This window comes from Actinosynnema sp. NPDC049800, assembly GCF_040656635.1.
Taxonomy (GTDB): domain Bacteria; phylum Actinomycetota; class Actinomycetes; order Mycobacteriales; family Pseudonocardiaceae; genus Actinosynnema.
Genome location: NZ_JBFAMT010000003.1, coordinates 151,600 through 164,165, shown reverse-complemented (window position 1 = coordinate 164,165; position 12,566 = coordinate 151,600). Strand labels below are relative to the sequence as shown.

Below are 12,566 nucleotides of genomic sequence, written 5' to 3'. Positions count from 1 at the left end.
TGCACAGAACGTGACGGCTCGGTGATGCGTTGCGATAGAGCGTTCGAATGAGCCACGAATGGACGAACGTAAGCTGGGCGCCGTGGAATTCACCGGGTTCGGCGAACACGCCATCGACTTCTACGACGGACTCGTCGCCGACAACTCCAAGGCCTACTGGGACGACCACAAGCACGTCTACCAGCGCGATGTGCGCACGCCCATGGAGACGTTGCTCGCCGTGCTCGAGCCCGAGTTCGGCAAGGGAAAGGTCTTTCGGCCCTATCGGGACGTGCGGTTCAGCAAGGACAAGACGCCGTACAAAGACCACTGCGGCGGAGTGGTCGAACTCGGCCGCGGCGGCGGCGCGCACTACGTGCAGATCGGGACCGAAGGGCTGTTCGTGGCCGGTGGGTCGTTCGCGATGGCGTCCGACCAGCTCGCGCGCTACCGCGAGTCGGTGGCTGACGACGTGCGCGGGCGTGCGCTGGAGAAGCTGCTCGCGAAGCTCGCCAAGTCCGGCTGGGAGCTGCGCGGGGACAAGCTCAAGCGGGCGCCGCGCGGCCTGGACCCGGAACACCCCCGGATCGAGCTGCTCAAGCACAAGCGCCTCTACGTGGCCAAGGTGTGGCCGCCCGACGACGTGCTGCACGAGCCCGGCTGCCTGGACCGGGTCCGCGAAGCCTGGCACCAGGTCACACCGCTCGTCGACTGGTGCGCCGACCACATCGGCCTGACCGAAATCGGCTTCCGCCGCTGACGGCCGCTCCGCCTGCGCCGCTGACGGCCGGGCTGCTTCCGCCACCACCGCCGCCGCCGCTGGCCGGGCCTGCTTGCGCCGCCGACGGCCCTGGGGTCGGCTTGCGCCACTCACCGGCGGTCACGGGCTGGGCTGGTTCGCGCCGCTCACCGACGCTGACGGGGCCGCACCGGCTTCCGCCGCTCACGGGCGTCGGCGGACCTGGGTCGGCTTCCGCCGCTGATGGCTGGACCGGCTTCCTCCGCCGACGGGTTGCCCCGCCCTGCGCCGCCGACGGTTGCCTCGCCTTGCACCGCCGACGGGCGGCACCGGCGGCACCGGTGATGGCTGTGGCTGTGATGGCTGCGCAGGCGTCGCCCGCCAGGGGACCCCTGTTCTTATTCTCCCAGAGGGGTACGACGTTTTCGGGCGGTCGATCGTGCGAGCAGGGCGCCGAAGCCCACGCCGGCGACGTCCACAAGGGCGTCCAGGACGTCCCCGCCGCGGTTCAGCGCGGTGATGAGCCACTGCAACACTTCCGAGACCGCGGCGTAACCCAAGAGGCCGATGACCAGTGGTCCGGACGGCAGTCGCGCGTACCTCCCAGCGCCCATGAGCAGGGCGAACAGCACGAAGTGCACCACCTTGTCGGTGCCCGGGGGCGCGGTGGGCACACCTGACGCCGGGGTGAACAGCACGATGACGCTGAGCAACGCCGCGACCACGAACGGAAGGATTCTGGGGCCCACGGTGCAGATTCTGCCTGTTTCGCGGAGATTACTTCCCGGTACATCCTGATCGGTCCAGTGACAGGGACTACTCTGACTAGACGTGAGTCGACGCGCGAAGATCGTCTGTACGATGGGTCCTGCCACCGCGACCGAGGACAAGGTCAACGAGCTGGTGGCGGCCGGTATGGACGTTGCCCGGATGAACTTCAGCCACGGCAGCCATGCCGACCACAAGCAGGTCTACGACCTCGTCCGCAACGCGGCCGAAGCGTCGGGCCGCGCGGTCGGCATCCTGGCCGACCTCCAGGGTCCGAAGATCCGCCTCGGGCGGTTCGCCCACGGCCCCGTCGAGTGGCGCACCGGTGACATCGTCCGGGTGACCGTCGAGGACGTCGAGGGCACCCACGACCGCGTCTCCACCACCTACAAGCAGCTGGCGCAGGACGCCAAGGCGGGCGACCGGCTGCTGGTGGACGACGGCAAGGTGGGCCTGACCGTCACCGAGGTCGACGGGCCGGACGTGGTCTGCGAGGTCACCGAGGGCGGCCCCGTCAGCAACAACAAGGGCCTCTCGCTGCCCGGCATGGACGTGTCCGTGCCCGCGCTGTCCGAGAAGGACATCGAGGACCTGGAGTTCGCCCTCAACCTGGGCGTGGACTTCATCGCCCTGTCGTTCGTGCGCTCGCCGGCGGACATCGACCTGGTCCACCAGGTGATGGACCGCGTGGGCCACGGCCGCAAGCCGGTCATCGCCAAGATCGAGAAGCCCGAGGCGGTCGACAACCTCGAAGCGATCGTGCTCGCCTTCGACGGCGTCATGGTCGCCCGCGGCGACCTGGGCGTGGAGCTGCCGCTGGAGCACGTGCCGCTGGTGCAGAAGCGGGCCATCCAGATCGCCCGCGAGAACGCCAAGCCGGTGATCGTGGCCACCCAGATGCTCGACTCCATGATCACGAACTCTCGGCCGACCCGCGCCGAGACCTCGGACGTCGCGAACGCCGTGCTCGACGGCGCCGACGCGCTGATGCTGTCCGGCGAGACGTCGGTCGGCCGCTACGCCATCGAGTCGGTCAAGACCATGAGCCGCATCATCGTGGCCGTCGAGACCGAGTCCACCGTGGTCCCGCCGCTGACGCACGTCCCGCGCACCAAGCGCGGCGTGATCTCGTACGCGGCGCGCGACATCGGCGAGCGGCTGAACGCGAAGGCGCTGGTCGCGTTCACCCAGTCCGGCGACACCGTGCGGCGGCTCGCCCGCCTGCACACCCCGCTGCCGCTGCTGGCGTTCACGCCGGAGCCCAGCGTGCGCAGTCAGCTTTCTCTCACCTGGGGCACCGAGACGTTCCTGGTGCCTAAGGTGGACTCGACGGACGAGATGGTCCGCCAGGTGGACCTGTCGATGATCGACATCGGCCGGTACCAGCCGGGCGACCTCGTCGTGGTCGTGGCAGGCTCGCCGCCTGGCACCATCGGCTCGACGAACCTCATCCGGGTGCACCGCCTGGGGGAGGACGACCACGCTTAGGAGATGACGTGACCGAGGCTGCCCGTGCCGCGGCGACCGCCGAGTTCTCGGACGTTCCACTGGACGCCGACGGCGTGCCCCACGGGCAGCCCGTGCTCGACCGACTCGTCGCGCTGCTCGACCTGGAGCGCGTCGAGGAGAACATCTTCCGCGGTGTGTCACCCGCCGAGTCGCCCGTTCGGGTGTTCGGCGGGCAGGTCGCCGGTCAGGCCCTGGTAGCCGCCGGCCGCACCGTGCCCCGTGAGCGCCGGGTGCACTCGCTGCACTCGTACTTCATCCGCGGTGGCGACCCGACCGTGCCGATCGTGTACGAGGTCGACCGGATCCGCGACGGGCGCTCGTTCACCACCCGGCGCGTGGTCGCGGTCCAGCACGGCAAGGCGATCTTCGCCCTGTCGGCGTCGTTCCAGCTGGACGAGCCGGGCCTGGACCACCAGGAGCCGATGCCCGCCGTGCCGCCGCCGTCCTCGCTGCCCACCTACGCCGAGTCGGCGGCCGGGTACCTGGAGAAGGTCGGCATGGCGCGGCTGCCGAGGCCGATCGACATCCGGTACGTGACCGAGCCGCCGTGGCGGGCGCGGGAGGACGGGCCGGGCGAGGCGCGCAGCCAGGTGTGGATGAGGGCCGACGGCAAGCTGCCGGACGACGACCTGCTGCACGTGTGCGTGCTGGCGTACGCGTCGGACATGACGTTGCTCGACTCGGTGCTCGTCAGGCACGGCGTGTACTGGGGAACCGACAAGGTGCTGGGCGCGAGCCTGGACCACGCCATGTGGTTCCACCGCCGGTTCCGGGCGGACGAGTGGTTCCTCTACGACTGCGCCTCGCCTTCCGCGTCCGGGGCGCGCGGCCTCGCCACGGGCCGCTTCTACAGCCACGACGGCCAGCTGGTGGCTACCGTGGTCCAGGAGGGCCTGCTTCGGGTCCTGTAGTCGATCGGCTACGCTGCGCGATCAATGGAGCAAGAGAGGTGGCCGCGATGAGCACGTTGCCCTGGCCTGACCACTTGTTCACGCTTGAGGAGTGGGACGCGCTTCCAGAGGACAAGTCGCGCCACTTCGAGCTGGTCGAAGGAGTCTTGCTGGTGGCGCCAAGGCCGGCACCGAAGCACCAAGTGGCGATGGCGAACCTCCGGAGCTGCCTCAAAGAGCAACTGCCCGCCGGGGTGGTGGCGGTCCAGGACGTCGACGTCGTGATCGACCCGGGGCCTCCGCTCTCATTGCGCGCACCCGACGTCGTAGTGGTGCCTGCCGAGCGCTACTGGGAGCACCCGAGCCGGTTCAACCCCGATGACCTGCACTTGGCAGTGGAGATCGTGTCGCCGGGAACGGGTCGGACAGACCGCGTGTTCAAGCCGATCGAGTACGCCAAGGTGGGAATCCCGCACTACTGGGTGGTGGAGCTGGACGAGCCGGCCACGCTCATCGCGTTCAGCCTGGTCGCCGGCAGGTACAAGCAGATCGCGCAAGGCACCGGGGAGGTCGAGGTCCCCGAGCCCTTCCCGGTGACCATCGACCTCACCACGCTGATCAACCCCTGATCCGCAGGGCGTCCCAGAGCGCCCGCACGTGGTGCTCCTTGGTCGCTTCCGCGCCGATCGCCACGCGGATGGCGAAGCGGCCGTCGACGACGGTGTGGGTGATGAAGGCGTCGCCGCTGGCGTTGACGCGGTCCATCGCGGCACGGGTCGCCGCGTCGCCGGAGCGGTGCGCGAGGGTGACCAGGGACAGGGAGCGCGGCACGACCAGGTCCCAGTCGTCGGACGCGTCCACCCACGATTCGAGCAGCGCGGCCAGCTCCACGTGGCCGCGCAGGTGCTCCCGGATGCCCTCCAGGCCGTACCAGCGCAGCACCGACCACAGCTTCAGCGCCCGGAACCGCCGGCCCAGGGGGATCTGCCAGTCGCGGTAGTCCACGACCGCGCCCGACTCGGTGGCCGTGTTGCGCAGGTACTCCGGCAGGATCGTGAGGGCGTCGACCAGCACGTCCGGGTGGGCGGTCCAGAACAGGGACAGGTCGAACGCGGTCAGCATCCACTTGTGCGCGTTCGCGGTGAACGAGTCGGCCAGGTCCACGCCGTCGAACAGGTGCCGGAACTCCGGGCACAGCGCCGCCGGGCCCGCCCACGCCGCGTCCACGTGCAGCCAGATCCCGTGCTCGGCGCACACGGCGGCGATCTCGCGCACCGGGTCGACCGCGCCGGTGCCCGTGGTGCCGACGGTCGCGCACACCATCACCGGCCGCCGGCCCGCCGCCACGTCGGACCTGATCCGGTCGGCCAGGTCGTCCACCCGCATGGCCAGCCGCGAGTCCACCCGGACCGATCGCACGGCCTGCTCGCCGAGCCCGGCCATCCGCGCGGCCCGTTCGAGCGACGAGTGCGTCTGGGACGACACGTACACGGTCTCGGACCCGTCCACACCGGACTGCCGCCACTTCCCACCCGACGACCGGTGCAGCGCGGCGAGCACCGCGACCAGCGCGGCGGACGACGCGGTGTCCTGGATGACCCCACCGCCGACGAACGACGACGGCAGGCCGAGCGCCCCGACCAGCTCGTCCATCAGGTGCTGCTCGACCTCGGTCGCGGCGGGGGAGGTGGACCACAACATGCCCTGCACGCCCAGCCCCGACGACAGCAGGTCGCCGAGCACCGACGGCAGCGAGGCGTTCGACGGGAAGTAGGCGAAGAACCCGGGGTGCTGCCAGTGCGTCGTCCCCGGCAGCACGACCCGGTCCAGGTCCGCGAGCAGCCCGTCGAACCCCTCGCCGCGGTCGGGCAGCCCGGCCAGCTGCCCCCGCACCCAGCCTGGCTCGACGGGTGAGGAGACCGGGAAGTCCTCGACGCGCGAGCGGTAGTCGGCGATCCAGTCGATCACCTCGTGGCCGATCCGGCGGAACTCGTCAGGGTCCATGCCCGAAATCTATACGCGTCGCCTGCGGTGGGTGGGCCGTTGATCGTCGGGCGGGGTCAGGGCCCGGGTCTCGACCCGTTCCAGCACCACCGAGCTGGTCAGGTTCCGCACCTCCGTCCGCGAGGCGATCTTGTCCATCAGGAACGCCTGCAGGTGCGTGCTGTCGGCCACCGCGATGTGCACCAGGAAGTCCGCCTGGCCGCTGACGTGGAACAACGACCGCGTCTCGGGCTGCGCCATCACGAACCGCCGGAACGCCGCCACCACCGGCCTGGTGTGCGGCCGCACGTTGACCGACACGACGGCCTCCAGCGGCAGGCCCGTGGTCCGCGGGTCGACCACGGCGTGGAACCCGGTGATCACCCCGAGGTCGCGCAGCCGGCGCACCCGCTGCAGGCAGGTCGACGGCGCGATGCCGACCCGCTCGGCCAGGCTCCGGTTCGGCAGCGTCGCGTCGTTCTGCAACGCCTCCAGGATCAGCCAGTCGACCGAATCCAGTTCGGCTGTCTCGCTCACAACCGAACACTGTAATCGTCAGGTGGAATACACCCGAACGGATCGCCCAGGATGCGGCCGTGCACATCGCCTGGACCTCGTTCCTGCTCGCCCTGGTCGTCATCACCGTCGTGCCCGGACCGGACTTCGTGCTGGTCACCGGCAACGCCGTGCGCGGCGTGCGGTACGGCGCGCTGACGGCGGCGGGCGTGGTGACCGGGTTGCTCGTGCACGCCCTGCTGGCCACGGTGGGGCTGTCCGCGCTGGTCGCGGCGGCGCCGGCGGCGTTGCTGGCGGTCAAGGCGGTGGGCGCGCTGTACCTGGTGCACCTGGGCATCGCCACGCTGCTGGCGGCCCGGCGCGGCGGGCCGATCAGGCAGGCGCCGAGGTCGGACCGGTCGCTGTTCCTGCGCGGCCTGCTGTGCGACCTGCTCAACCCGAAGGTGATGCTGACGTTCCTCAGCCTCGTGCCGCAGGCCATGGACCCGGCGTCGCCGCCGCTGCCGCAGGCCGCGCTGCTGTCGGCGGTCGCGGTGGGCGTGTTCGCGTGCTTCTGGGCCGTGGTGGTGCCGTTGGCGGGCCGGCTGGCGGCGCTGCTGTCGCGGCCGAAGGTGCGGCCGGTGTTCGAGCGGCTGTGCGGCACGGCGCTGATCGGCATGGCGGCTTCGGTGCTCGCCGCGTAATTGTCGTTATCGTGTCGCGGCCGAGGGGTCTCCGGTGAGGTAAGACCGACTCGGCCGAGAGGAACGGCATGCGCACACCAGAGGACGCCGCGGCGGTGACGGCCGCGCAGCGGGGCGAGCCGGGCGCGTTGGACGCGCTGGTGGCCGCCTACCTGCCGCTGGTCTACAACGTGGTGGGACGCGCCCTGGCGGGCCACCCGGACACCGACGACGTGGTGCAGGAGACCATGCTCCGCGCGCTGAACGGGCTGCCGAAGCTGCGCGAGCCCGAGGCGTTCCGGTCGTGGCTGCTGGCCATCGCGCTGAACCAGGTCCGTGACCACCACAAGGCCCGGCCGCCGCTCGCCGACGCCGAACCGGCCGACCTCGCCGACCCCGGCGCGGACTTCGCCGACCTGGCCATCACCCGGCTCCAGCTCACCGGCCAACGCCGCGAGGTCGTCGCGGCCACCCGGTGGATCGGTGACGACGAGCGCGAGCTGCTGTCGCTGTGGTGGATGGAGCAGGTCGGCCGGATCACCCGCGCCGAGCTGGCCGAGGCGCTCGACCTCACGCCGCAGCACGCGGCGGTGCGGGTGCAGCGGATGAAGGCTCAGCTCGACGGGGCGCGGGTGGTCGTCCGGGTGCTCGCCCTGCCGCGCTGCGGGGACCTGGCCGAGGTGATCGCGGACTGGGACGGGCAGCCGAACGCGTTGTGGCGCAAGCGGATCGTGCGGCACGCGCGGGAGTGCGCCCGCTGCGCCCGCGGGTTCGACGACCTGGCCGCGGTGGACGGCCTGCTGGCCAGGATCCCGCTCGTGCCGCTGCCCGCCGGGTTCGACCTGGCCGCCGCCGAGCCCGTGATCGCGGTGGCGAAGAAGGGCTTCTGGGCGCACGCGGCCACCAAACCGCTGATCGCGGCGGCGGCCGTCGCGGCGGTGGCGGGCGCGGTCGTGCTGCTGCCCCTGGAACGGACGCCACCGCCCGCGGCCGCCCCGGTCGCCGTGACGACCAGCCGGGTGCCCTCGACCATCCCGTCCACGACGACCACTACGACGACGACAACAACGACCACCACCACCAGCACGACCACGGCAGCACCGGCGCCGGTCGTGCAGCAGGTCGCCAGGTCGGTGAAGAAGGGTGTCGGCACCTGGCACTTCGACGGCGTGACCGCGGCGTTGTCCGACGTGGGCGCGGGCTGGTTCTACAACTGGGCCCCGACCAGGGAGGACGTGCAGCCGCCGCCCGGCGTCGAGTACGTGCCCATGATCTGGGGCGCGAAGACGGTGACCCCGGCGAACCTCCAGGCGGTCCGGGGCCAGGGCACCACCCTGCTCGGCTTCAACGAGCCGGACCTCGCCGAGCAGTCGAACCTGACCGTGGAGCAGGCGCTGGACCTCTGGCCGCAGCTCCAGGCGACGGGGATGCGCCTGGGCAGCCCGGCCGTCGCGCACAGCGGTGACCGGGCGGGCGGCTGGCTCGACCGGTTCCTGGCCGGGGCGCGGCACCGCGGCCTGCGGGTCGACTTCATCACGCTGCACTGGTACGGCTCGGACTTCGGCCCGGCCGCCGTCGGCCACCTGAAGAACTACCTGGACGCCGTGCACGCGCGCTACGGCCTGCCGATCTGGCTGACCGAGTACTCGCTGATGGACTTCGCCGGCGGTGGCGTGCGCTACCCGGACGCGCAGCAGTTGGCCGACTTCGCCGGCGCGTCGTCCCGGATGCTCGAAGACCTGCCCTACCTGGAGCGCTACGCGTGGTTCGCGCTCCCCGCCGACAAACCGGGCACGGGGCTGTACGTGCCGGGAGGGACGCCGAACCGGGCCGGCGAGGCCTACCGCGCCACCGGTTAGGCGAGCGCCCGGAGCCGGTCGTGCGGCGACGGGCGCTCCGCGGTACCGGCCCGCCGCTGGTCGAGCAGCGGCGGGCCGGGTACCCCTCAGGCGGCGGGCCGGTCGTCGAACAGCGGCTGCCACCGGCCGTCGAAGCCGCCGTTCGCGGCCAGGTGCCAGCCCGGCGGCAACCACACGCCCACCTCGCGGCTCGTGCTGTCGTCGATCCCGCCCGAGTGCACGAAGTACTCGTGCTGCCGCCAGTACGCTCCGTGCGACGCCAGGTCGCCGCTCACCGCGCCTCGGCTGCGGCCCGAGCTGTCCAGGCCGGTGCCCGCGAACCCGCCGAAGTCGTCGGACCCGGACGGCGTGTCCTCGTCCAGCTCCGCCGAGTACGCGCCGAAGAACCACGCCTTCGACAGGTAGCCCTCGCGGCCGTCGGTGAGGTCCGACGCGGCGTCGTCGCGGGACTGGTTGTAGAACCGCTGCACTCCCGTGCCGATGCCCAGCGCGGGCGTCTCGAACCGGACGTCCACCACGTCGGTCGCCAGCCAGTGCCGCTGCCACGCCGACTGCGACCAGTGCGTGGGCACGATGTCGGCCAGGTCCTGCAACTCGTAGGTCAGCCGCTTGACCCGCGGCCACGTCACCTTGGTGCCGTTGTCGACCCGGCTGGCCTGCGCGGAGGCGTTGGCCCAGGTCAGCGGCACCGCGCCGAACGCCGCCACCGCACCAGCGGCGCCCTCCGGCACGAACGCGTAGTGCACGTTGCGCCGGTCGTCCGCGCCGGAGATGCGCACCTCGGCGTTGCCGGCCGCCGCCATGCGACCGGAGATGACGGCCCACGTGTCGGTGACGAACCGCAGCTCGTGGGCGTGCGGCCCGGCGCTCGGCAGGTCGAAGTCGCTCTCGTCCGCCTGCCACAGCAGCAAGTGCTTGCCGGTGGGCGTCTGGAGGAAGTTCACGTCGGAGTCGTAGGACCGCCGCATGACGTGGTCCTTGTGGTGCGTCACGGTGGCGTTGCCGAACGACTCGCCCGCGCCGCCCGGCGTGCCGGTCACCCCGCGCACCACGATCTCCACGCGTTCCCAGTCGTGGATCTCGTCGCCGTCCTTGTCGGCCGCGTTGTACACGTGGTACAGCAGCACCAACGACTTGCTGCCGTTCTCGGTGAACTCCAGCAGCGCGGTGTAGAGGGTGGGCCGGATCCGCCAGCGGTCGTAGCCGGCGGCGTTGGCGACGTACTGGGGGACGAGCTTCCAGTTCGCCCGGTTGGTGGCGTAGACGCCGTCCCGGTCGAAGTCGAAGTTCGCGAGCCAGTCGCGGCCCTGCTTGCCGTCGTTCTCGTCACCCCGCTTGAGGATGACCGGTGCGTAGTGGTTCAGGTAGGCCTGCCGCTGCGCGGTGGTCAGCGTCCACGAGGCCTGTGCCGCCGCCGGTGCGGTCAGGGAGGCCGCGAACACGGCCGCGACGAGCACGAGTAATCGGGTCATTCCCCCGACTCTCGCCCCGTCGCGGCCGGCTGTCAGCGGTGGCCCGCCCCGGTGGAGCGGGATCCCGCAGCGGTCGGAGACCGCGATCGGACGACAGCGGTCGGCGACACCGGCCGTGACCGTGATCGGGCGACGGCGGTTGTTCGGACGACAGCGGTCAGGCGGCAGCGGTCAGGCGATGGTCCACTTCTGGTTGGCCGCGCCCGTGCAGGTCCAGATCTGGAGCCTGGTGCCGTCCGCGCTGGTGTTGCCGGTGACGTCCACGCACTTGCCGGTCGCCGGGTTCACCAGGTCGCGGCCGGAGGTGTAGGTCCACTGCTGGTTCGCGCCGCCCGCGCAGCTCCACAGCTGCAACTGCGCGCCGTCGGCGGTGCCGCGGTCCTTGATGTCCAGGCACTTGCCCAGCGCGCGCAGCGTGCCGTCACCGGGCCGCGACCACTGCTGCGCCGCCGTGCCGTTGCACGTGTAGAGCTGGACGGCCGCGCCGTCCGCGCTGCTCGCGCCCGCCACGTCGACGCACTTGCCCGCCAGGCCGGTGATCGCGCCGCCGCTGCCGCCGGGGTTGCCGGAGCCCGGCGTGCCCTGCCAGGTGAACGTCGCCGAGGTGCGGGCGGGCAGGGTGTAGGTGAACGACTGGTTGCCCCAGTTCACCCGGATGGACTGGGACGACGTGCCGCCGTTGTGCGCGATCAGGGCCTTGGAGCCGTCCGGGTTGCGGTAGGCCACGTTCTGCACCGTGCCGTTCGCGGTCGAGTCGATCCGGTACGCGCCCGGCCGGACGAACTTCGTCAGGTGACCCGTAGTGTAGTACTCGACGGTGTAGTCGACCTGACCGGCGCGCGACCCGCCCTCCTGCACGGTGATCAGGCCGGTGCACGTGCCGCAGCCGCCGTTGTGCGGGCCCATGTTCTGGTTCAGCGCCAGGCTCCACTTCACCAGGCTGGAGCTGTAGTTGCGGGCGTAGTTGACGATGTCGGCCATGTCCTCGTTGTGCTGGTTCGAGATCCACGTGCCGCCGGAGTGCTCGGTGCTGAACTGCTTGACGTTCGGGTACTGGTTGCGCACCTGAGTGCCGACCGCCGGGTCGCCGAAGTAGCCGTGCCACGCGATGCCGCCGAACAGCGGGTCGTTGCGCACGCCCGCGTCGTTGAGGACGCCGGAGCCGAAGTTGGCGTAGTCGCCGTAGTTCCAGTCGTGCACCAGCACCTTGGTGTTGATGCCCGCCGCGCGGAACGCCGGGTAGAGGTTGTTCTTGGTGAACTCGACCAGGCCCGCCGGGTTCCAGCTCATGCCGGGGTAGTTCATCGCGGTCGGGTTGGACGCCTGGCAGCAGTTCGGCTCGTTCTGCACCGACACGTAGTCGACCGGGATGCCCGCGGCCTGGTAGCTCTGCACGTACTTCACGAAGTACTGCGCGTACATCGGCGCGTACTCCCACTTGAGCCAGCCCATCTGGTCCATGCGGCCGTTGTCCTTCATCCAGCCCGGCGCGCTCCACGGCACGCCCTTGACCCGCAGCTGCGGGTTGAGCTGCTTGGCCTGCTGCGTCAGCAGCCGCACGTTGGTGTCGTAGCCGTTCGCGCCCCAGTCGTCGAGGTCGCAGCACGTGTCGTCGAGCGAGACGTGGCCCGGCCGGGACAGGTCCGACGCGCCGATCGGGTTGCGCACGAACGACAGGCCGATGCCGTCGACCGGGTGGAACAGCTTGCGCATCACCGCGTCCCGGGTGGCCGCCGAGACGGGACCGCCGCGCAGCAGGTAGGCGGTGGTGTCGGTGATCGACGCTCCGCCGCCCTCGAACTGCTGGTAGGTCGTGCCCTCGTTGACGGTGATGGTGTGGGTCGCGCTGCCGCCGTTGGAACCGAAGGCGATGGAGGGCTGCTGGGCCAGGCCGCGGGTGACGACCCGGCCGCCGCTGTCGGAGGTGGTGGTCAGGTACACGTTGACCGTCTCGCCGGCGGCCGCGGCCGGCTGCGAGGCGGCGAGTGCGGCTGCGACGGTGATCACGGCTATGCCGGCGCTGACGAAAGCCCGACGGTGGGAAGAGGGCACCCCGGACTCCTTTCACGACGTTGTGGGCAGGGGTCGGCAGTCTGTAACAAACTGGAACATTTATGGAACTTGTCCGCAGGTGAAAGGAAACAATGCTGCCGAACCCGTGTCAAGGTCGTGCAATACCCACCGGTGGA

11 protein-coding genes are annotated in these 12,566 nt (G+C 71.0%); 6 read left to right on the top strand and 5 right to left on the bottom strand.

What is annotated here, in order from left to right; all coding sequences use genetic code 11:
• Positions 1-58: 58 nt before the first annotated feature.
• Entirely contained in the window at positions 59-739 is a 681-nt protein-coding gene (locus AB0I91_RS06005; protein WP_498784364.1) for a DUF2461 domain-containing protein, read from the top strand.
• A 377-nt stretch (positions 740-1,116) separates the two neighbouring features.
• On the opposite strand, the gene AB0I91_RS06000 is transcribed toward AB0I91_RS06005, so the two are convergent.
• Positions 1,117-1,467 (bottom strand): VanZ family protein, encoded by a 351-nt coding sequence (locus tag AB0I91_RS06000; RefSeq protein ID WP_498784362.1) that lies wholly within the window; start codon positions 1,465-1,467, stop codon positions 1,117-1,119.
• Between the two features lie 82 nt (positions 1,468-1,549).
• Here AB0I91_RS06000 and pyk point away from each other — a divergent pair, with 82 nt between their 5' ends.
• From pyk to AB0I91_RS05985, 3 genes are read left to right on the top strand one after another with little or no spacing between them, the layout of a single operon-like run.
• On the top strand, positions 1,550-2,974 hold the full coding sequence (gene pyk / locus AB0I91_RS05995; RefSeq protein WP_230567130.1) for a pyruvate kinase: 1,425 nt from the start codon (positions 1,550-1,552) through the stop codon (positions 2,972-2,974).
• Positions 2,975-2,982: 8 nt separating this feature from the next.
• The gene (gene tesB, locus AB0I91_RS05990) at positions 2,983-3,906 is read left to right on the top strand and encodes an acyl-CoA thioesterase II (protein ID WP_498784360.1); all 924 of its coding nucleotides are present in this window, start codon (positions 2,983-2,985) and stop codon (positions 3,904-3,906) included.
• Between the two features lie 47 nt (positions 3,907-3,953).
• Positions 3,954-4,514, top strand: a complete 561-nt coding sequence (locus AB0I91_RS05985; protein WP_498784415.1) for a Uma2 family endonuclease — start codon at positions 3,954-3,956, stop codon at positions 4,512-4,514.
• On the opposite strand, the gene AB0I91_RS05980 is transcribed toward AB0I91_RS05985, so the two are convergent.
• Both AB0I91_RS05980 and AB0I91_RS05975 read right to left on the bottom strand, forming a co-directional pair.
• Positions 4,504-5,889 carry a pyridoxal phosphate-dependent decarboxylase family protein gene (locus tag AB0I91_RS05980; RefSeq protein ID WP_499635519.1) on the bottom strand — a complete coding sequence of 462 codons (1,386 nt, stop codon included), beginning with the start codon at positions 5,887-5,889 and terminating at the stop codon, positions 4,504-4,506. The two genes, AB0I91_RS05985 and AB0I91_RS05980, sit on opposite strands and share 11 nt — an antisense overlap.
• A 9-nt stretch (positions 5,890-5,898) precedes the next feature.
• Entirely contained in the window at positions 5,899-6,405 is a 507-nt protein-coding gene (locus AB0I91_RS05975) for an Lrp/AsnC family transcriptional regulator (protein WP_499635516.1), read from the bottom strand.
• A gap of 59 nt (positions 6,406-6,464) precedes the next feature.
• On the opposite strand from AB0I91_RS05975, the gene AB0I91_RS05970 reads away from it, so the two are divergent.
• Both AB0I91_RS05970 and AB0I91_RS05965 read left to right on the top strand, forming a co-directional pair.
• Positions 6,465-7,067: a LysE family translocator gene (locus tag AB0I91_RS05970; RefSeq protein WP_498784356.1), complete on the top strand. Its 603-nt coding sequence runs from the start codon at positions 6,465-6,467 to the stop codon at positions 7,065-7,067.
• 68 nt (positions 7,068-7,135) lie between these two features.
• Complete coding sequence (locus tag AB0I91_RS05965; RefSeq protein ID WP_499635513.1) at positions 7,136-8,905, top strand: sigma-70 family RNA polymerase sigma factor; 1,770 nt, start codon at positions 7,136-7,138, stop codon at positions 8,903-8,905.
• Positions 8,906-8,991: 86 nt separating this feature from the next.
• Here the strand turns inward: AB0I91_RS05965 and AB0I91_RS05960 are convergent, their stop codons facing one another.
• Positions 8,992-10,377 (bottom strand): hypothetical protein, encoded by a 1,386-nt coding sequence (locus tag AB0I91_RS05960; protein ID WP_499635510.1) that lies wholly within the window; start codon positions 10,375-10,377, stop codon positions 8,992-8,994.
• 171 nt (positions 10,378-10,548) lie between these two features.
• Positions 10,549-12,429 (bottom strand): ricin-type beta-trefoil lectin domain protein, encoded by a 1,881-nt coding sequence (locus tag AB0I91_RS05955; RefSeq protein ID WP_498785785.1) that lies wholly within the window; start codon positions 12,427-12,429, stop codon positions 10,549-10,551.
• Positions 12,430-12,566: the final 137 nt, after the last annotated feature.

What these genes read in the sequence shown, in the direction of transcription:
- AB0I91_RS06005 (WP_498784364.1), top strand. Translation starts at nt 59, where the DNA reads ATGGACGAACGTAAGCTGGGCGCCGTGGAATTCACCGGGTTCGGCGAA.
- AB0I91_RS05965 (WP_499635513.1), top strand. Translation starts at nt 7,136, where the DNA reads ATGCGCACACCAGAGGACGCCGCGGCGGTGACGGCCGCGCAGCGGGGC.
- AB0I91_RS05960 (WP_499635510.1), bottom strand. Translation starts at nt 10,377, where the DNA reads ATGACCCGATTACTCGTGCTCGTCGCGGCCGTGTTCGCGGCCTCCCTG.
- AB0I91_RS05980 (WP_499635519.1), bottom strand. Translation starts at nt 5,889, where the DNA reads ATGGACCCTGACGAGTTCCGCCGGATCGGCCACGAGGTGATCGACTGG.
- AB0I91_RS05985 (WP_498784415.1), top strand. Translation starts at nt 3,954, where the DNA reads ATGAGCACGTTGCCCTGGCCTGACCACTTGTTCACGCTTGAGGAGTGG.